At 57.6% G+C, this 19624-nt stretch carries 18 protein-coding genes; 10 read left to right on the top strand and 8 right to left on the bottom strand.

Annotation, left to right across the window (positions count from 1 at the left end; all coding sequences use genetic code 11):
* Nucleotides 1-225: 225 nt before the first annotated feature.
* The 3 genes from P8935_RS09335 to P8935_RS09325 all read left to right on the top strand — a co-directional run bounded on the left by P8935_RS09335 (nucleotide 226) and on the right by P8935_RS09325 (nucleotide 2809).
* Nucleotides 226-567, top strand: coding sequence for a hypothetical protein (locus P8935_RS09335; protein ID WP_348264724.1), 342 nt, complete (start codon nucleotides 226-228; stop codon nucleotides 565-567).
* A gap of 181 nt (nucleotides 568-748) precedes the next feature.
* Nucleotides 749-1609 carry a 2,3,4,5-tetrahydropyridine-2,6-dicarboxylate N-succinyltransferase gene (locus tag P8935_RS09330; RefSeq protein ID WP_348264723.1) on the top strand — a complete coding sequence of 287 codons (861 nt, stop codon included), beginning with the start codon at nucleotides 749-751 and terminating at the stop codon, nucleotides 1607-1609.
* 189 nt (nucleotides 1610-1798) lie between these two features.
* Nucleotides 1799-2809 carry a Gfo/Idh/MocA family oxidoreductase gene (locus P8935_RS09325; protein ID WP_348264722.1) on the top strand — a complete coding sequence of 337 codons (1011 nt, stop codon included), beginning with the start codon at nucleotides 1799-1801 and terminating at the stop codon, nucleotides 2807-2809.
* Between the two features lie 28 nt (nucleotides 2810-2837).
* Here the strand turns inward: P8935_RS09325 and P8935_RS09320 are convergent, their stop codons facing one another.
* Together P8935_RS09320 and P8935_RS09315 are read right to left on the bottom strand one after the other, a co-directional pair.
* Nucleotides 2838-4679, bottom strand: coding sequence for a hypothetical protein (locus P8935_RS09320; protein WP_348264721.1), 1842 nt, complete (start codon nucleotides 4677-4679; stop codon nucleotides 2838-2840).
* Nucleotides 4669-5442, bottom strand: a complete 774-nt coding sequence (locus P8935_RS09315; RefSeq protein WP_348264720.1) for an ABC transporter ATP-binding protein — start codon at nucleotides 5440-5442, stop codon at nucleotides 4669-4671. The genes P8935_RS09320 and P8935_RS09315 overlap by 11 nt, the downstream gene beginning before the upstream one ends.
* A 129-nt stretch (nucleotides 5443-5571) precedes the next feature.
* Here P8935_RS09315 and P8935_RS09310 point away from each other — a divergent pair, with 129 nt between their 5' ends.
* Both P8935_RS09310 and P8935_RS09305 read left to right on the top strand, forming a co-directional pair.
* Entirely contained in the window at nucleotides 5572-5853 is a 282-nt protein-coding gene (locus P8935_RS09310; protein WP_348264719.1) for a helix-turn-helix transcriptional regulator, read from the top strand.
* Entirely contained in the window at nucleotides 5850-7337 is a 1488-nt protein-coding gene (locus tag P8935_RS09305; RefSeq protein ID WP_348264718.1) for a hypothetical protein, read from the top strand. The genes P8935_RS09310 and P8935_RS09305 overlap by 4 nt, the downstream gene beginning before the upstream one ends.
* 171 nt (nucleotides 7338-7508) lie before the next feature.
* Here the strand turns inward: P8935_RS09305 and P8935_RS09300 are convergent, their stop codons facing one another.
* The 5 genes from P8935_RS09300 to P8935_RS09280 all read right to left on the bottom strand — a co-directional run bounded on the left by P8935_RS09300 (nucleotide 7509) and on the right by P8935_RS09280 (nucleotide 10942).
* Nucleotides 7509-8669: a glycoside hydrolase family 18 protein gene (locus tag P8935_RS09300; RefSeq protein WP_348264717.1), complete on the bottom strand. Its 1161-nt coding sequence runs from the start codon at nucleotides 8667-8669 to the stop codon at nucleotides 7509-7511.
* A 50-nt stretch (nucleotides 8670-8719) separates the two neighbouring features.
* A complete protein-coding gene (locus P8935_RS09295; protein WP_348264716.1) occupies nucleotides 8720-9145 on the bottom strand; it encodes a VOC family protein in 426 nt (141 codons plus the stop codon).
* A 91-nt stretch (nucleotides 9146-9236) separates the two neighbouring features.
* On the bottom strand, nucleotides 9237-10052 hold the full coding sequence (locus P8935_RS09290; RefSeq protein ID WP_348264715.1) for an anti-sigma factor: 816 nt from the start codon (nucleotides 10050-10052) through the stop codon (nucleotides 9237-9239).
* Nucleotides 10049-10660: a sigma-70 family RNA polymerase sigma factor gene (locus tag P8935_RS09285; protein WP_348264714.1), complete on the bottom strand. Its 612-nt coding sequence runs from the start codon at nucleotides 10658-10660 to the stop codon at nucleotides 10049-10051. Before P8935_RS09285 ends, P8935_RS09290 begins: the two co-directional genes overlap by 4 nt.
* Before the next feature lie 135 nt (nucleotides 10661-10795).
* Complete coding sequence (locus P8935_RS09280) at nucleotides 10796-10942, bottom strand: hypothetical protein (RefSeq protein WP_348264713.1); 147 nt, start codon at nucleotides 10940-10942, stop codon at nucleotides 10796-10798.
* Between the two features lie 49 nt (nucleotides 10943-10991).
* Here P8935_RS09280 and P8935_RS09275 point away from each other — a divergent pair, with 49 nt between their 5' ends.
* From P8935_RS09275 to P8935_RS09255, 5 genes are all read left to right on the top strand, one after another.
* Nucleotides 10992-12647: a ribonuclease J gene (locus tag P8935_RS09275; protein ID WP_348264712.1), complete on the top strand. Its 1656-nt coding sequence runs from the start codon at nucleotides 10992-10994 to the stop codon at nucleotides 12645-12647.
* A gap of 224 nt (nucleotides 12648-12871) precedes the next feature.
* Entirely contained in the window at nucleotides 12872-13414 is a 543-nt protein-coding gene (locus P8935_RS09270; protein WP_348264711.1) for a hypothetical protein, read from the top strand.
* Nucleotides 13411-14400, top strand: a complete 990-nt coding sequence (locus P8935_RS09265; RefSeq protein ID WP_348264710.1) for a threonine/serine dehydratase — start codon at nucleotides 13411-13413, stop codon at nucleotides 14398-14400. The genes P8935_RS09270 and P8935_RS09265 overlap by 4 nt, the downstream gene beginning before the upstream one ends.
* A 129-nt stretch (nucleotides 14401-14529) precedes the next feature.
* A complete protein-coding gene (locus P8935_RS09260) occupies nucleotides 14530-15444 on the top strand; it encodes a hypothetical protein (RefSeq protein WP_348264709.1) in 915 nt (304 codons plus the stop codon).
* A gap of 54 nt (nucleotides 15445-15498) precedes the next feature.
* The gene (locus P8935_RS09255; RefSeq protein ID WP_348264708.1) at nucleotides 15499-16386 is read left to right on the top strand and encodes an undecaprenyl-diphosphate phosphatase; all 888 of its coding nucleotides are present in this window, start codon (nucleotides 15499-15501) and stop codon (nucleotides 16384-16386) included.
* A gap of 112 nt (nucleotides 16387-16498) precedes the next feature.
* Here P8935_RS09255 and P8935_RS09250 read toward each other — a convergent pair whose 3' ends face one another.
* A complete protein-coding gene (locus tag P8935_RS09250; protein ID WP_348265322.1) occupies nucleotides 16499-19222 on the bottom strand; it encodes a TonB-dependent receptor in 2724 nt (907 codons plus the stop codon).
* Between the last annotated feature and the right edge of the window lie 402 nt (nucleotides 19223-19624).

Here is a 19624-nt window from a genome sequence, read left to right as displayed (position 1 = left end):
GTCTTACTTGCGGCGCATCTCGTGAGCCACTCCATTTGCCGACATGCTAACCGGTTCAAACGAATGAGTATTTTCAGCCATCCCGACCGAAATACGTGTGCACGTTCGGGCTCGAGAAGCCAATTTTCCCAATACGGGCTAATCGCGACCAACGCTCGACCTAAACTGTAGCCGTTGTTTCTCTAGTCGATTTACTCTCACCCGATATTCATGAGCAGGTATCCTATGGTCGTCAAAACACACAGTAAAGGTCACGGCGTCACAGGTCTGCATGTGGGAACACAGAACGTTCGCCGCTATTTCCCCAAAGGGACCCAGAATATTGAGCTACAACTTGGACATCTTCGTATACAGTGCGGACTCAAACCCGACTTCTGGAACGGTCAACCCGAAATTCACGACCCCAGGCTGTGCGCCTGGCTTGAATCCAAGAACCTCCACGGCACCGGCAACCGCACGGTCCCGCTAGCCATGATCCCTGCAGGCGATAACTGCTTCCAGCTTGAACCCATATCCTTGGCCATAAGCCCGCGCACCAAGTTACCACCAAGAGTCTGCGCCGCGTAGACCTACAAGGTAACGTCATCCTGAGCGAAGTCGAAGGACCTGCTTCTTCTCGCGTCAGTCCCCACTACCCTGAATGCCCCATCCATGACGCTCTTTTGCGTCATGGGTGGGGAAGCACGAGCGTCATGGGTGGGACAGCACGAACATGGCCCTGTACCCCGCTTGTTAAACTCATAACGAAATGTATCCCGACCAACTTGAACAAAACATAGAGCGCCACTTCGCCGCAGGCGCCTCCGCCATCACCGACCCCACCGCGATGGAAGCCTTCGTCGCCCTCCGCAATGCCCTCGAACGCGGCGAACTCCGCTCAGCGTCACCCGATCCCGCCGCCCCCACCGGATGGCGCGTCAATGCATGGGTCAAAAAAGGCATCCTCCTCGGCTTTCGCATCGGTACCCTTCAAGACTTCTCCGCCGGCGCACTCTCCTTTGTCGACAAGCACACCTATCCCGTACGCCACTTCACCGCCAACGACGGCATTCGCGTAGTCATGGGCGGCTCCTCCATCCGCGCCGGTGCCTACATCGCGCGCGGAGTGGTCTGTGTTCCCCCCAGCTACATCAACACCGGCTCATGGGTTGACGAAGGAACCATGGTTGATTCTCACGCCCTTGTCGGCTCCTGCGCGCAGATCGGCAAGCGCGTACACCTCAGCGCCGCCTGCCAGATCGGAGGAGTCCTGGAGCCCATCAACGCCAGCCCTGTAATCATCGAAGACGACGTACTCGTCGGCGGCAACTGCGGCGTTTACGAAGGGACCATCGTGCGTGCCGGCGCGGTTCTGGCTTCCGGCACTATCCTCACCCGCGGCACGCCTGTCTTCGATCTCGTCCACGGCACCACCATCCGTGCCACCGTGGAGACGCCGCTCATCATCCCCGCCAACGCCGTCGTTGTCCCCGGATCGCGGCCTGTCACCAAAGGCAAGTGCCACCCCAACGCCGAAGCCTGGGGTCTCTCTCTCTACGCCCCCGTCATCGTCAAATACCGCGACGAAAAAACCGACTTGAGCACCACCCTCGAAGACCTCCTGCGCTAGCGCCTCCACAAACCCTGTCATCCTGAGTGAAGTCGAAGGACCTGCTTCCCTGCATCAATCCGTACTAACGTGGGGTACCCCATCCATGACGCGTCTTTGCGGCATGGGTGGGAAAGCAAGATCGAGTTCTCAGATCATCGTGACGGAGCAACCGGATAAACTGCCCCCCTCACGCGCTACCCTGTTCCCGTGCCTCACTTCAATCAACCCATTCGCTTCGGCATCATCGGCCCTGGCCGCGCTGCCGCTCGATTCGCCCACGGTCTTCAAGCTGTCGAAGAAGCCGTTCTCACTTCAGTCTGGGGCCGCAACCCCGACCGTGCTCACGCCTACGCAGAGAAGTTTGCCGTTCCTGAAGTCGCTCACACAGTCAACGACCTGCTGAATTCCAAAATCGACGCCGTTTACATATCCACGCATCCCGACTCTCACGCAGAGTTCTGCATCCGGGCTCTTGCCGCCGGAAAACATGTTCTCTGCGAAAAGCCCGCCGCCCTCAACGTGCTTCAACTCCAAAACATCCTTGCCGCCGCCCACACCCACGACCGCCTCTTCATGGAAGCCATGAAGCCGCCGTTCTTCCCCCTGTACGAGAAATTGCGCGAGCACCTCAAGAATGACCCTGTCGGCCTCATCGGCTTCGTCCGCGCCGGTCACTGCGACTCATCCGTCGGCCCCGACTACCCGCTCCACTTCGCCGAACTCGGCGGAGGCGGCATCATGGGCATCGGTCCTTATGAAGCCTTTCTCGCACTCGACTGGTTGGGTCCTCTCAAACGCGTGCAGACCATGGGCCGTCTTAGTCCGGTAGGCGTTGATAACTTCGCTATTTTTCAAACCGAGCACGAACGCGGAATGGCCCAGCTTCACACCGGTATCGACTTGCTCAGTCTCGGCGACGCGCTGCTCTGCGGCCCACGAGGATATGTCCTCATTCACGCCAAATGGTGGAACCCCACTCACGCCAGTCTTCATTACGTCGACGGTCGCATCATGGAGTTGCACGAACCCTACACCTCTGGCGGATTCAACTATGAAACTGCTCACTTCTGTGAACTCATTCGCAGCGGCCTTCGCGAAAGTCCCGTGATCCCTCACGATCTCTCGCTAGGAATGGCCCACCTGCTCGAAGAAGCCCGCAAATCCCTCGGCGTCCACTTCCCCGGCGAAACCACGACCGATCCTGCACGAGCCAGCTAACTACCCAACATCCGTTTCCGAAACGGATTCAATACCGCAACCCCAGTCGCATCGGAAAATCGTCTTCCCCCTCTTCCAACTCTGCCTGCGCACTGTGAAGCCGCACCTGTTCCCGATGCCGGTACCGAAACCACAAATGACTCACCACAATCGCAATCACTGCCGCCCCGAAATGTAGCCACCCCTGTTCGATCCACTGTTCCGCAACGAGAGCAACCGCCGTCACCAGCGGAAAGAACGTAAAAAACTTCAGCAGCGTAAATGCAATGTTCGGCTTTTCCGCCGCCGGCTCACCCGTGAACGGCACCATCATTACGTTTGCAAAAAATGCATCTGTAAGAAGCACGCTTATTCCCGCACCCACCAGCAACTGCGCAGCCATCGCTGGCAGGCTCAGCAACTCCGACGGTGCCGCCAATCGCAGCACGACCACTGCCGCCTCAGTGATTGTCAGCGCGCAAAGCAGCACCCATAACTTGGCCGCCACCAGTTCATCCATCGCTGCATCAAAGTTTGCCGGCCTTCCATGCGTGAACCGGAAAATCCAGTTCCCCCGCTGATTTCCGGGTGAAACAAATGCCGTGCGCAACCCTGTCGTCACCCAGAACGCCACAATTCCCACCGCCACCCGGATCCCATCGGCAGAAGCCTCCGCGCGCAAGTGCCCCCCGACCACCGTAAGCCGAAGTACCGTAGCAATCAGCACCGACAGCCCCACCCCTCCATACAGCACAAAGTAGATCCGATAGCGTTGAACCCGCAGCAGCGTCTGGTTGATGAAGTGAAACACCGAGCGACGAATGGGATCTCGTACGAGGCATGCGTGCAGCACGCCATTCAATGGCGCTAACACACTGTTACGCCGTGCGCGCGGTGGTGCTCCTACCAGCAGGTACCTCACCCGCCGAAAATATGCCAGCGGATACGCCACCATCCCAATCGCCGCCACCGCAAGCAATACCGCCAACCCCCTCGCGGCAAGCTCGTGGAAGATCGGCAATGCAGCACCGCCTTCCAAAAGCATCTGGTACATCCCTAGAAACCAGAACGGCGGAAACCATAATGCCACGCTGTTATGCGATTGCAGCAGCGCCGGCGTAACGCCCGATAGAACAGGGAACAGCAGAAACAACATAACCAGCACCGTTACCGCTCCCCCCTGCAATACCAGCGAGATCTTGCGGAACAAACGTTCGCCCAACGCCGCCAGCAGCAAGCTCTGTAGCGCAACAATAAACAACGCCGCAAATAGCCCGCTCGCCGCAACTCCGGCAACATGACCGGTCAGAAAACTCAGCATATAAACCGGATCCGCCACAACCGGGAACATCAGCGAAGCAAGAAAGTTAGCGTCGAACAAGAACCCCACGATAAAAATGCCGATAGCTGCTGCGCGCCCCAGAAAAATTCTTCGCTGCTCCAGTGGCAGAGTCCCCAGCACCAGCACATCCAGCAGATCGGGGAAAAACAGATCCCACTCAAACACCGTGATCAGCCCCATTGCCACAAACGAATACAGCACGAAGAAGAAGTGATGATTCATCTGCACCCAGTAAGGCGGCGGCCCCGGAATCGTATCCGGATGCGGCGGCCACACGATCACAGGGTGATACACCGGCCACAGAAACAAGCCCACCATGAATCCCGGGATCCCGGTCGCAACGGCCAGTTGCACCAGAAGTGTCTTTCCTTCCCCATCCGCCGATGCCGTCTCGTGGTTGAAAAACCGTTCCAGAAAAAGTCTCATCAGCAGTACAAATTGGCTGCGCTCTGGTTCGCGCACAGGCCCCATTGCAGCCTGCACATTCAGCGAAAGAACTGCCGGCACCGCATCGCGCGTCACCAATAGTCTTTGAAATTCATCGGCCATGAATCTGCATGACCTCCACGATTTTTTCCGCAACAACCCTCGTGTCCTGCTGCTCCACAAGTTGCGCAAACACGCTTTCCAGGTTCGGCAAACTCATCAGTGACTTCAACTCCGAAGGCGCCGCATCTGCCAGCACGCGCCCTTTCGCAATCACGATCACCCGATTGCACACCTGCTCAACCGTCTCCAGCACGTGCGAAATGTACAGCACCGCCTTGCCGTCCTTTGCCAACATCTCCAGCAGATCCTTGAACAGCCGCGCCGACGCCACGTCCAAGCCCGAGAGTGGCTCATCGAAAATCAGCAGTTTCGGATCATGCAGCAATGCCGCCGCAATCAACACTCTCTGCCGCATCCCCTTCGAGTATGACGAAATCGGGGAATATTGCCACGACTCCAGATGCAGCAACTTCAACAAACCAGTTGCCTTCGTCTCAATCAACGCCTCGCCCAGTCCGCGCAGCCTTCCCACCAGTTGCAGATACTCAAGTCCGGAAAGATACGCATAGAGTTGTGCCTCCTCCGGTACATATCCCAGCGAAGCGCGATAGCCCACCATGTCCTCGCGGATGTTCTTGCCTTCGAAAAACACCTTTCCATCATTCGGACGAAGCATCCCCGTGATGATCTTCACCGTGGTCGACTTCCCCGCGCCGTTCGGCCCGAGAAAACCCACAATCTCCCCCGCAGCCACCTTGAAGCTCACATCCTCAACTGCCGGAATAGTTCGATAACTGCGATAGAGATGCTGGACTTCAAGCAAAATCAACCTCCTGTTTACTACCCTATGTAGCATTCAGCATAATGGTAAAATTACCATTGTCAAGTAGATTGCTACATAGGTAGAATCCTGCGCATGGCCGCCGAGGCGAAACTCTCGCATACCGCCGCAATGATCCTGCAGGCGATCTCTGCCGACTACCTCTATGGATTCAGCATCATGGAAATGACGGGTCTCCCCAGCGGCACCGTGTACCCCGCCATGCGCCGGCTCGAACGCGACGAACTCATTCGCTCGCAATGGGAGCGCCAGTCCATCGCCGACGCCGAACAGCGCCCTCTGCGCAAGTACTACAAGCTCACCGCCGCAGGTAGAGCGACACTCGAGGCGTCCCGCAAACGTTATCCACTGCTTGAGCGCCTCATCTCGACCGAGGAGGCCAAAACCGTATGAAGCAGCCATCCGACGTGGTCATCTCCCTGTTCGACGACGCGCTTCTGCGCGCTGCATCACTGATTGTTCCCACCATCCAGCGAGAGGAATGGCGCCGCGAATGGTGTGCGGAACTCTGGCATGTCCGCCGCTCCTGCATCGGCGTCGACGAAACTTTCTCGTGGGAAGCTCAGCGCGAAATCACCGGCTTTTGCCTAGGCGCTTTTTCCGACGCGCTCTGCCTGCGAACTCAACCCCAAAAAGGACATCCCGCGCCAGTGCACATCCACGGTTCGGCTGCGCACACGCTCCTGTGGCTATTCGCTGCGCTTGCATTATGTTTCGTCATCTCCCAGTTGCTTCCCGGCGTCGCGGCCGAGAACGAAGCAGACCGCTACCAGATCAGCCCCGGCGTGCTCCTCGTCAGCGAAGCTGCAGCCGACGACAACCAGCCCAGCATCTCCTCTGCCCTCTTCCATAATTGGAAAACTACGCGCCAGCGATATTTCCAGGATCTTGCTTTCTACAGCCTCTCGCGCGAATCGGCGAATACCGGGCGCGTTACAACATCGTGGAACGTCGCACACTCGTCCGAAAATCTCTTCTCGCTCCTCGGCCTGCCCATCGAAAATCAAGCAGACACAGGCTCCGGCCTTCCTTCCGTCGTTCTTAGTCACGACACATGGATGCGCTCCTTCGCAGGCGACCCGCACATCGCTGGCCGCGCAATGCGCATCGGCAAAGTTAAAGCACAAATCGCAGGGGTTGCTCCCGCCGGGGCTTGGCAGCTTCCCGGATCGCCCGACGTTTGGCTACTTGAACCAAACTCTTCCGCAACCTCTCCCACAACCAGCGGATACCTGTTCGCCCATCTCTCTGCGCGTGGTCAGTCTGAAATGACCGGCTCCAGCATCGGAATCAGCGCGCTCAATGAGAACGGCATTTCAATCGACCTCAATGGCTCTCATATCGATGCCCCGGTCGAAGGTCCGTGGGGCATCTATGAATTTGCCATCTTTCTGGCTCTCGTGGCTCTTCCCGCCGTCACGTCCGTCTCTCTCGGAGATTCCCACGTCAGCTCTCATCGTCCGTCCATGAAACAGCGTCTCAACCGCATTATGTTTCTCACCGCCAAATTCGCACTCATCGCGGCCATTGGCTACGCCGCGTCGCTCGACCTCGCATACAGCAACACCACCGGTTACTCGCCATTCGCCGAGTGCCTCCAACTCCTCTGGGGCTTCACCATCTGTCTCTTCGGATTCCGCTGGGCCATCGCCGATCAGCGCAAACGATGCCCGGTCTGCCTGCGCCGCGTCACCAACCCGGCCACAGTCGGTCTGGCCTCGCGCACCTTCCTCGGCTGGAACGGAACCGAGATGATTTGCATGGGAGGACACGCCCTGCTTCATGTTCCATCGCTCCCTACCAGCTGGTTCAGCGGCCAGCGCTGGCTCTACCTCGACAGCTCGTGGGAATTCCTCTTCGCGGACTCCTACATCTAACCAATGATCTTGCTACGATATCGAACCGAAACATCGTCGCGACCGCCGTTGAAAATTCTGTCAAGAACGCCGACCGCAGAATGGCGACTAAGCACCAGAACTCGCTGAAGATAAAAGTTCACTGGGCGTTGCCTATAATTCCGGGTGGGCACCGACCTTTAATCCTCATCTCTACTGAATGTTTTGATTATCCTGCGTGCTCCGTCCCAGTTCTCTGTCGAGCGTTTCGAGCAGCGTCTCATTCGGATCGCCGAAATATTCCCAGAACATCGCGCCGCCCAGCTTGTGGCTCCGGATGTATTTGCACTTCACTGTCAGCGATTCTGAATCCTCATACGACACAAAAATATGTTTGTCGGCGTTGTAGAGATACGGTGCCTTGGCTGCGTCGTCCCAGTACCGCGTGAATCCCTGTCCCTCGGCTAGCATGTTCGCCTTGATCTCGCTGTATTGCGCGTTGACTCCCGCGATTGTCTTCCCCGGCTGGAACAATCCATGCTTCACATCCGCAACCTCGCCCCAGGCGCGACCATAAAACGGAACGCCAAGAAGAATTTTCTCTGCCGGCACTCCCGTTTTCTCGTACGCGCGTATGGTCTCGTCCGACGAAACCTTTTTTGGATCGGCAGGATTGGCAAACAACGGAGCATGATGCCCCGTCGTCGCATCGGAACCCGCTTCGTAGTAGTCATACGTCATCAGGTTGACTGTATCCACATACCGTTGCACCTTTCGCATTTCGGCGTGCGCAAGCACGTCATCGCCCGCACCCATCGCGATGGTCAGATAGAGCCGCCGGTGCGTCTTTTTCGATTCCGCATCGAACCGCGCCCGTAATTCTTTCAGCAGTTCAGTAAAGTCCTGCTTATCCTCCGCGCGAAACGGATGCCCCGCTCCCGGCAGACCCGGATACTCCCAGTCAATGTCCAGCCCGTCAAGATCGTAACGCGCGAGAAATTCCATCACGCTGTCTTCGAACGCAACTCGGCTCTGCGTCGTCAGCGCCATGTCAGAAAAGTTCGTTGACCACAGCCATCCACCCACTGACACCAATACGGTCAGTCGGGAATTCGATCTTCGCAGCGCCGTCAATTGTGCCAAATTCTGCGCGTCCGCAGGCGCGCCCAGCACCATGCGCCCGCTTTGGATATTCGCGAACGCATAGTTGATACGCGTAAGATAGCGCGCATCCACCTGCCCCGGCGTCAGAGCCGTTCCGCGCGTGAACACGTACCCCGTAACTTCCAGCTTTTCTGGATTTCGGGTAGCAGCAAAACTCAAGGAAGAAAACGCAATGGCGACGCAGAGCGCAAAGCTGGAAACTCGATACATAGGTCAGCCCACAACCAAGCTAGCAGAATCGCACACGTGCTGGGTGTAGCCTACTGCGGCCTCCCACCCATCGGCCTCTCATGAATCAGCATCCATGATGTGCCGAACCTGTCGCGGAGTTGCGCAAATCGCGTCGCAAAAAATGTCTCCTGCATCGGCATGAAAACCTCTCCGCCCTCAGCCAGCACCGCAAACAGCCGCTCCGCATCGCCGTCGCTTGCAACATTCAGCGCAAGATACGCGCTGCGCATGGGCTTCCACCGATCAGGCGGCACATCGCTGGCCATGAGCATCGTCTCGCCGATCGTGATGGTCGCGTGCAGCACCGCGTTCTCCATGTTGGGAAGGACCTTGCTCGGATCGGGCATATCGCCGTGCTTCATCATCATCCCGATCTTGCCGCCCAGATGCTCCTCATAAAACCGGAACGCCTCGGCACAATTGCCGCCGTAGTTCAAATAAGTATTCAGTCTCATGGCGTGACACTCCAGGGATTCTCGATGCGCTCGCGAGCAAAACTCGCCGGCAACTGCGGGGCCGCCCACGATGCCACAACAGAATACGCGCTTATTCGCCTGAAGCGGGAACAGCTCCAACCAGAATGATGGGAGTAGTCGGTGTCGCCGACCCTTCGGCCTTTTCGATGGTCACCCCGAACGCCTTCGCCGGAACACCCTTTGGCAGCGGAGGCATCAACACGCTCGCGCTTCCCGCCGCATCTGGCCGGAACGTGCCCGCTGCAATCGGTGCCTGTCCATTGGCCGGAATCACCCAAAGCTCGTATGCCTTGTCTTGCGCCAGCTGTGCAAGATCGCTGGCCTGGAACACCAGCCCGCCACTCTCAGCCAGGTAAACTGCGCGTCCTGAAGGTTCAGGCTTCGCTTTTGCTGCTGTCAATAAAACGCGATTCGCCGTCGGTGCCGTCAGCACATCAAGCACCTGCTTGGCGCGTGCATTTGCTTCCGCTTGCTGTGCCGCGGCTTGCTGCTGCTGTGCCAACTGCTCGTTCAACGAGCGCACCTTCTGCTCCTGCGAAAACGCGAACAACAACGAGGCTGCCGCAGCCAGCCACCCGATCCACACCGCCGCATGTCGCGCCGGACGTTTCGAATCGATCCCAATCACTGAAGAACCAGCGCCCGCCGCCTGAGAAGGCTCTGACGTCATCCGTGCAATGGATCGCTCCCGCGCACCCTCCGGCAACGGTTTGGGATCGACGCTTACCGCCAGCAAAGCAAGATCGCCGTTCACTTCGGCCAACGCCTGTCGGCACTCCGCACAGCGATCCAGATGAACACGCACCGCCGCGAGCTCATGCGATCGCATGGCCTGCATTGCGTAGAGGACCAGATCCTCCTGCGGTATGTGTTCGTCCTGCATCATGCGGTGATCGCCTTTCTTAAAGTCATCAATGCCGATCTGATTCTGGTCTTTACGGTTCCCAGGGGATCGCCCGTCCTTGTCGCAATTTCGGAGTGCGTCAACCCCTCAAAAAATGCCAGTTCGACCGATTTCTGCTGCTCCGCCGGAAGGTCCTTCAATACCACTCTGACCTTCTCCATCATCCGGTTGCGCTCAACTTCCGACCCAAGATCCGAGGAAGACGCGAGGATCACATCGTCCACCGAATCCGTCGGCCTTCTTCGCCGCAGCGAATCGATTGCCCGATTGCGCGCCATCACCGCCAGCCACGCTCCCAGCGAACCACGCCCCGGTACAAATGCATTCGGATTTCGCCAAACCTGAAAGAAAATCTCCTGCATAACGTCTTCTGCCTGCGACGGGTCGTTCAGCACGCGTAAAGCGACTGAATACACCATGCTCCCGTAGCGATCGAAGAGTTCCGTCATAGCCCGCTGATCGTCTGTCCTCACTCGACCAAGCAACACTCCGTCAATGGAAGGCGTAATGCCGTCTCCCATGCGATTCGCCTGATCGTTGTTGTCGGTACCGCCCGAAGCCGGTCCCGGATTGCGAGGATTCTCAGTCATTCAAAGTCGCGGCAGGAAGCCAGACGTATTGTAGGGGTCTCCCCTCATAAAAGCAAAAGCCCAATCAATCCTCGCGCCTACCGTTCTCCCCATCCCGCAATCACAAGATTTCTCGGCAGTAGACACCCCTCAAGTTCAAAACCCGTAACCGCTTCCCAGCTTGTCGAATGGTCGGTCAATCCATTCGAGGAAAATGCCCCGGCTTGTCGATTCGAACTTCAAAATAGGTACGCCGGCGATTGTGCGTTTGGATTGCCCGCTGGTTACCAAAAGTTGAGTCATCCAACCCTCTCTGGTGCAGCGGGTCGCCTGTTAGCATCGAATGTGACAGATGCAAACAAATAAGCTGAAAATCATCCCCCTCGGCGGCCTCGGCGAATTCGGAATGAACTGCCTTGCGATCCGCTGGGAAGACGACATTATCGTGATCGACGCCGGCCTCATGTTCCCTGAAACGGAGCTCCTCGGCGTAGATATTGTCGTGCCCGACATCACCTACCTCACTGAGAACCGGCAGCACGTCCGCGCCATCATCCTTACCCACGGCCACGAAGACCACATCGGCGGACTGCCCTGGATCCTCAGCGAACTCAAAGTCCCCGTCTACGCCACTGAGTTCACGCTGGCCTACGTCGAAGGCAAGCTTGAAGAGCACCAGCTCCTCGATGAAATCACGCTTATCGAGATCACGCCGAAAGAAAAGTTCACCCTCGGCCCCTTCACAATCGAGCCCATTCGCGTTACGCATTCCCTGGTCGATTGCGTAGCCCTCGCCATCGATACTCCGGTAGGCGTCATCATTCATACCGGCGATTTCAAAATCGATCTCGCGCCACTCGACGACAAGGCCTTCGACCTGCACACCTTCGCCGAATACGGCAAACGCGGCGTGCTCGCCCTGCTGCAGGACTCCACTAACGTCGAACGCTCCGGATACACGCCCAGCGAACGCGCCGTGATTCCCCGCCTCCACGAAATCTTTTCGCAGACAAAGAAGAAGCTCTTCTTCAGTTGCTTCTCGTCTTCCATCTATCGCATTCGCATCGCGCTCGAGCTCGCGCGCAAACACGGCCGCAAAGCAGTCGTCCTTGGCCGCTCCATGATGGAGAGCACTGAAATTGCGCAGGACCTCGGCTATATCGAAGTTCCGCCCGGCCTCGTCATCAACCCCGGCCAGATGCGCGACTATCCGCCCGACGAGCTTATGATCCTCATCAGCGGCACCCAGGGCGAGCCCATGAGCGCCCTCAGCCGCGCCGCGGTCGACAACCACAAGCATGCCCACATCGACGCCGGCGATACCGTCGTGCTTAGCTCCCGTATCATTCCCGGCAACGAGAAGAGCATCTTCCGCGTCATCGATCACCTCAGTCGTCGCGAAGCCAACGTCATCTTCGACGACGGATCCCATGGCCTCATCCACGTCAGCGGACACGGATGCCAGGAAGAGCTGCGCCTCCTCATCAATCTCGTACGCCCCAAGTTCTTCATCCCGGTTCACGGCGACTACCGGAACCTGCGCCGTCACGCCCAGCTCGCCATGGAAACGGGCGCCGTCGAACATGCATTAGTCATTGAAGACGGCGACGTACTCGAACTCGACGCGACCGACGCCCGTAAAAAAGATAAAGTCACCGCCGGCCGCATCCTCATCGACTCCGGCTCCACCATCGATGTTGTTGAAGACCTTGTCGTCCGCGACCGCCGTATCCTCTCGGAAGACGGCATCGTCCTGGCGGTACTGGCCATCAACAAGCGGATGGGCAAGATTGAACGCGAACCGGAGATTGTCATGCGCGGCTTCGGCGGTGCCGACATCACCGAAGAGGCCCGCCAGGTAGTCCTCAAAACCATCGACAGCCTCAGTAGCGAACAGAAGACCGACTACGGCATGGTGAAAGAAAAAGTCCGCGTAGACCTAAAGCGCCTGATCCAGAAAACCACCGGCCGCCGCCCCATGATCATGCCCATCATTCTCGAAATCTGACGGTCCGAACTCCAATTCAACGTCGCCGATCCGTCGTCCCATTCAGCACCCTGTCATCCGGAGCGAAGTACGGGTAGAAAGCCAACAACCAGCGCGTGCCATCCTGAACGGAGCGCTTTGGGGCCCCATGAACACCAAGTGTTCATGGGGTAGGCGGAGCGAAGGATCTGCTTGGATTCGTATCGCTTTCTCTCAAATTCGATTAGTACTTGTAAAATTCCCTCATGCGCCGCCTCTCGCTTTTCGCATTAGCCGCTGCCCTTCTCGCACCCACACTTCACGCGCAAACCCCCGACGCTCCGCCGCCAAAGGTTACAGTTTGTCCGTCCGCCTCCACTCTCGACGAGCTAGTCGAAGCAATAGACGCCGCAGTCAGCGGCCCCGGCGATCAGGACCGCACCTGTTTCCGAGGACTCTTCGCTCCCGACGCGCGGCTTATCCCCATTCGCATTGCCCCTGACGGCACCGCTACGCCCCGCATCCTCACAGTGCAGGACTGGATAGACGCTGTAGCCAAACGCGGCACTGCCGTTTTCTACGAGCGCCAGGTCAAGGTGAGCGCCGAAACATGGGACCACATGGCCCATCTCTGGAGCACCTACGAAACCCGCACCACTCCCGACGGTAAGCCGCCCGAAGGCAAAGTAATCGATCGTGGCATTAACTCCATCCAGGCCATCTTCGATGGCAAGCAATGGCACATAATCGAGATTGTCTGGCAAGCGCAAACACCCGCCAATCCCGTCCCGGAGAAGTACCTCCCATGACCGTCGCCTCCGATACTCTCGTCTCCCTCGACGCCATTCGCGCAGCAGCCGACCGCATCTCCGGCATTGCGGTCAAAACCCCGCTCGTGCGCGCGTATCTGCCCGAAATCAACTCCAAAGTCTGGCTCAAATTAGAGAGCCTTCAGCCCATCGGCAGCTTCAAACTGCGCGGCGCCTCCAACAAGATTCTCCAGCTAACGCCGGAAGAAATCTCCCGCGGCGTCATCACCTACTCCAGCGGCAACCACGCCCAGGGCGTCGCCTACGCAGCACGCGAGGTCGGCGCTAAAGCTGTCATCGTGATGCCGTCGAATGCCCCCGCCATCAAACGCGCCGCAACCCTGTCTTATGGCGCTGAAGTTGTCGATGTAGGAGTAGCCTCCAGCGAGCGCCTCGCCAAGGCCGAAGAACTCGTTCGCAAGCACGGCTACGTCGTTATCCCGCCTTATGACGATGAACAGATCATTACCGGTCAGGCTACTTGCGGCCTCGAAATTATCGACCAACTGCCCGACGTCGACCTCGTTCTCGCTCCCGTGTCTGGCGGAGGTCTGCTCAGCGGAGTCGCCACCGCAGTCAAACGTCTGTGCCCCAACGTCAAAGTTTTCGGCGTCGAACCTGAGCTCGCGGGCGACACCGCTGAGAGCTTCCGCACCGGCAAGATCGTTACGTGGCCCGCGGAACTGACCTCGCGCACCATCGCCGACGGCCTCCGCACTCAAAGTGTCGGCGAGCGCAACTTCGCCCACATCCAGGCCTTCGTCGACGGCATCATCACCGTAACCGAAGCTGAGATTCGCGCTGCTATGCGTGCCATCATCGCGTGCGCGCGCATCGTACCGGAGCCCAGCGGAGCCGTCACCACTGCCGCGCTGCTCTTCCACGCGGCACAGCTTCCGTCGTACAAGAACGTCGTAGCTATCGTTAGCGGAGGCAACGTCGACCCCGCCCTGCTAGCTCAGGTGCTCACAGAAACCGGCGCGTAACGTCGTTCGACTATGATCTTTCCTGTGAAGAACTCACGATTCCGCGCCCTTTGTATGCCCTTCCTCTGCCTCGTTCTTTGTGCCCTGCCTCTGGCCGCACAAAAGAAGAAAGACAATCTGCAGAAGCCCATGGCAGGCCCCCGCGCTACCGCCCTCCGCGTTACATGGCTCTACGTCTCCGCCAACGTCGAAGCGCAAAAAGTTGGCCGCGTGCAGATCGGACGCGAGATGGTCGTTGCCGAAAAGAACGGCGAATGGCTGCGAGTCTACGCCAACACCGACATAGAAGAAGAACACACCAGCGACGCTCCCATTTTCGACACCAATGACACCCCTCCCCCTATCTCCGGGTGGATGCAGGCTAAAGGCGTCGTCATCGAAAATACCGCCAACGGTGACCAGATCCTGATGGGGGCCGCAGCCGACCAGGAAGCCCTTGCCTCCGATCCGCGCGGCCCAGTCAATGCCGCACGCACCGCCCACTTGCTCTATCGCCGCCTCGTCGAAATGTTTCCCAACTCACCGCTCGACGCTGAGGCCGCGTGGCGCGCCGCCGACATTCTCTGGCAGATCCAAAAGTCCGATTCCTCCAGCCGCCCTTCCGCGAAAGAAAAAGAACCCTACCTGCGTGAGCAGATGGACGAGGACGCCATGAGGAAGGTGATCAAGTACTACCCGGGCACAAAGCAGGCCGACTTCGCTGCCTACGAGCTGCTCGATAACAAGCTCTGCGGCGACTGGCAAGGCCAGGAGAAGTGTCCCGAAAAAGAAGCTGAAATCTACGAAAAGTATGCGGGTGAACATCCTGAAGGACCGCGTGCCCCCCAGGCCCTCTACCAGGCGGTTTATCGAGAGGCCGTCCTGACCAACATGTATGCGGCAGATAACAGCGACAAGAAAAGCGATGCCGCCCACAATCGCGCGCGTGAACTCGCTGCAAGGTTACGAGAAAAATTCCCTCAGTCCGACTACACGGCGCGGGCCTCAATGCTCGTGTTCAAATTGGATCAGGGTATCGCCGTTTACGGCAATGACAGAGAATAGCCGGCGATCATCCAAAACGGATACGCCTTATTACCCATCAAAACCGGAGGCTTTTTGAACGTCTACATCCAGTCGGTACTTCTCGGCATTGTCGAGGGTTTGACCGAATTTCTGCCCGTCAGTTCTACTGCACACCTTCGCCTCACCGAGGCCATGATGCACATCCCCCTCGATGACGCTTATTGGAAGATGTACACCATCGTCATCCAGGCAGGCGCCATCTTCGCGCTCCTGCTGCTTTATCTCGAGCGCATAGTCGGCTTCGTAAAGAGCTTCCCCCAGGGCGAAAGTGGAGATCGCACCTGGAAGAATCATCCGATCTCTCTCACGCTTATTGCCTTTTTCTTCACATCGATCATCGCGCTGCCTCTCCACAAGGTCAGCGAAAAACATCTGGGCAGCGTAGCCGTTATGGCTTGGGCATTACTTCTCGGCGGTATCATCATGTGGGTCATCGACGCGCGTTCGTCTCGCTACGAGCCCAACACTCTTCACGTCGAGGAAATGAGTCTCGGCCAGGCCATTTGGATCGGCATTTGCCAGTCGCTGTCCGCCATCTTCCCCGGCACGTCGCGCTCGATGTCCACCATCGCTGCTGCCCAGACCATCGGTCTCGATCGCCCATCGGCGCTCGAGTTCAGCTTCCTGCTCTCTATTCCCACCATGATCGCCGCCACCGGTTGGGACCTGCTTAAGTCCATCCACCCCAGCCAATCAGCGTTGGCCGCAGGGGCGGTGCCCGTCGCAGAAGTTCACATGACCAGCCAAAACTGGATCGTACTTGGGATCGGCTTCGTTGTCTCGTTCATCGTGGCCCTCGGCGTGGTCGAATGGTTTCTAGCCTGGGTTCGCCGCCACGGCTTCACCATCTTTGCGATCTACCGCATCATCCTGGGCCTTCTGCTCCTGATCTTCGGCAATCGGCTCTTCGCTCACAGCTGATTTTCTCGAGGGGCCAACTCGATTTGGATGTCGTCACCAGAAAATGCCCATACGTCAAAAGACCCGGCTCAGTGGCCGGGTCTTATGACGTATCGGTGAATGTAGCTTCTGTTTACTTCCGCTCGTTCGGCGCGAACCCGAATGTCACCGAAAGAATAAAACTGCGCCCGGGAATAAACGTGGGATTGTCGCTTCCGCTGATTGTCGTGGTCTGGTTAAAAGGATCCACATAGGTTGTGCCTGGAATCAGGTTCGCTGTTGACGTTCCTGCCAAAGTGAGTGCGGTGATGTTGTGCTGGTCGAGCAGATTATTGCCACTTATCCTGATCTTCGTCTGGTCAAAGATGGAGTGGTTGCGCACCGTGTAGTTCACGTAAGCGTTGGCGGTACTGAACGGGCTGATGATGGCCTGGTTGTGATATGCGCCCGCATCCACGCGCTGCTCGCCCACGCGTTTGTTGAAGAAGCCCAGGTCCATGCCTCGGCTCTGGTATGTGATTCCCTGCATCTCGGTATCCGCCGGAGTCTGCTGCACCCATAGGCCTCCCGGAGCCCGCACTGGGTACGGCGATGCAAGGGTTCCTGCGTTCAACTTGCCAACGTAAAAGGCGTTGGCCGCTGTCGCATTCAGGTAGAGATTGAGGCCGCGCGCGAGCACGGCAGTCGTTTCAAACTCCACACCCTGGGTTACCGAACTCGGCTGCAGAAAGTTCACCGTCTCTGAGGTTGTGGGATCAATGACGCTGCTGTAGCTGTTCTGGAACCGCACACGATAGGCATCCGCGTCCAGCGTGAACCGTTGCAGCTTCATCACCGTTCCGATTTGGTAGGTGGTTGATTTTTGCTGCTTCGGCGGTGTCAGCAACCCAGGCGTCGGAACCGCCGCACTCGGCGTGTGGTTGAAATCGTAAACATTGCTCGGCGGTACGATGCTGCCGGTTGCTGCCTGCGCATAGATCGAAAAATTCGGATGGATGCGGTAGTTGAAGTCGAGCGAAGGCAGCCAGGCCTTGAAGGTGCCCGTGTCGGTTACAGTCGTTGGGCATCCGGTTGTTTGTCCAAGACCGCAGAGATTGCCCACCGTTTTGCCATTGTCAGCGTGATGCAGAACATTGAACGCGTATGCCGCGAACTTCGTTCCTGCGGTGATATTCAACTTCGGCGTGGCGTGATACTCATACTCCGCATAAGGCTGATAGGAGTTGGTCCAGAACTGCTCGGCAAAATTCGGAAGTGCCTGATCTGTCCAGTGGTTCAGGGGATCACTGGGATACTGGTGACGGTCGGTGCGCGCCCACTCGTACCATAGGCCACCGCGAAACACACCGACGCTTGAGGTCTGCGACAAGACTGATGTCTCGCCATATTTGCGATAGCTGTTGTATTTGTCCACCCCGCAAGGCAGCGCCGAGACACCCCTCTTGACGACCTGAATATTGCACGGAGCGATCTTCACACCGTTGTATGTGTTCGATCCGTTAACTGTGGTGGCCTCGGTGATCGGAGTAGCGTTGGTGAAAAGTTCGGCGTTGTCGTAGTTATAGGTGTATGGCTTTGTCTCCAGATACCAGCCGTGGCCCAATTCGCTCCGCAGTCCAACGTACTCAAAATCCGTCGGCACATGGTAGTTGTTGTACTGATAGTCGAGCCAGTTAACCGGGTCGGAGTTGTTGGTCATCATGAACTTGTAACCTGCTCCGATAAATGCGGAGTTGGCGCCCGTACAGGTATAAGTCCCCCCCGTCGGCAATCCCAGCGTCTGGCAGCGCGTCGGATTCAACCCATAGGTGTTCGCATCGAGCCAGATGACTCCGCTGAACGCCGTCAGCACCGTCCGTGGCGAGAACGAATACTGATACAAAAGCGAACCACCATTGCGAGTGTTGTAATTGAAGGTTTGATACCCGTCCGACGTCATATGGTGAATGTCTACAAAAAGATTGGACTTCTTTGGTCCGCCAAACAGCCCGAAGCTGCCGGAGTTGTAAGCGCCATCGAACAGCTTCGTGTTCCATGTCCCATAAGAAGCCGTGCCGCGAATGTCCTGTTCATTCCCCATCGGTTTTGACAGCAGATGGATCGACCCGCCGAAAGGCGTAGGCCCGATGGTGGAAGCTGATCCGGGGCTGCGATCAAAATCGACGCCACCGATCCATTGCGACGGGAAGAACGCCCAGGAGTGATGCGTGGGAGAGTTCGTATCGTAGAACGGAACGCCGTCGAAATCGATATCAAAGTCGCCATCTGGAAAGCCGCGGAAGTAAGTCTTGCTCTGGCCGAGGCCGATTCCATCGCTGCTCAACGTAAACGTGCCCGGAACAATCTGCACGATCTCGCCGTAATCAGCGATCGGCGACGTGAAATTCTCAACGTAAGTATCGGAAATTAGCGACTGGGCCGAACGTTCTTCAACGAATCCGCCGCTCGGCGCAGTCTCCGCCGCGATCGATTCAATCCCGGAATTAACCGTAATCTGCTCCGCCACAGAGGCGACGCTCAATGTCAGCGGTTCGAGTTGTTCCGACTGTCCGGCTGCAAGCTTGACTCCGCCTGTGGTGGCAGTAGAAAAGCTTGAAGCATCCGCCACGACCACATAGGTCCCTGCAGGCAAACCATCGACCGAATAGGCGCCATTGGCATCCGCACGAGCAGTTCGTGTTACGCCGCCGCCTTTCACCGTAACCAGGGCGTTCCCGACCCCCTTGCCCTGCCCGTCAATGACTGTGCCGGTAAGTTTGGCGCCGTCTTGCGCGTGCGCCAGGGCGACAAAAATCAACATGAATAATGACAGAGCCAGTTGCAACAGACGGGTACGTCCGCTCGGCGAAGAGTGCATCACAAGAATCCTCCAAAATTGAATCAGAAAAAGTTTTTGAGGTACGGCCCAGAGGTTGCCCCCTGTGGGAACAGGCCGCGAACTGCAGAAAACGAAGATTAGCTGAAACGTAACAACCAAATGTGACAATTTGATTGCGGAGTTATTGCAATGCGGTTACAGCTCTGGAATTTCTCAGATAGTGATGGCGATTGCGGCGACTGATCGTGTAACCAGACTTTCGGACTGGCAGTCGGCCCTCAGGCGGGGGTGGATTCCGTGGTTCCCCTGCCGCGTTTTGCCCGGAAGCTGCTCTATGCACCGGGGATAATAAAGTCTGCTCTGGGAATTCTCGTCCGCCTTGGCGGCCTGATCGCAGTCCTTCCGACGATCGTGTCGATTCCACCCCAGCAAGTAGGACCT

The sequence above is a fragment of the Telmatobacter sp. DSM 110680 genome (assembly GCF_039994875.1).
Taxonomy (GTDB): domain Bacteria; phylum Acidobacteriota; class Terriglobia; order Terriglobales; family Acidobacteriaceae; genus Telmatobacter.
Note: the sequence above shows the minus strand (reverse complement) of the source record. Positions and strands in the feature narration are given on the sequence as shown.